Source organism: Azospirillum aestuarii (assembly GCF_016632405.1).
GTDB lineage: Bacteria > Pseudomonadota > Alphaproteobacteria > Azospirillales > Azospirillaceae > Azospirillum > Azospirillum aestuarii.
Genome location: NZ_JAEPIV010000011.1, coordinates 1 through 282, shown reverse-complemented (window position 1 = coordinate 282; position 282 = coordinate 1). Strand labels below are relative to the sequence as shown.

Below are 282 nucleotides of genomic sequence, written 5' to 3'. Positions count from 1 at the left end.
GACAGCTCTCCGCGACCGATCTGGAAGGCGACACGCTGACCTACTCCATCGCCGGGTCGCAGTCCTCCCCGGTCCAGTCCGGCAGCGTCACGCTGAGCAACGGCGTCACCTACGACACCTGGTCCACCGGGCCGGGCGGCACCTCCTACGTCAACAGCCAGACCGGCCACTACGCCTACGTGTTCGACGCCGCCTTCCTCAACGGCGTGCCCGCCGGACCGATGCAGGGCACCAGCACCTTCACCGTCTCCGACGGCAACCGCACCGTCGACCAGCAGCTCA

General features: G+C 68.4%; 1 protein-coding gene. It reads left to right on the top strand.

Features of this window, described 5'->3' with window-relative positions:
• Positions 1-282 (top strand): hypothetical protein (locus JJL56_RS18815; protein ID WP_200485916.1); only part of this gene is annotated, 282 nt, incomplete at both ends.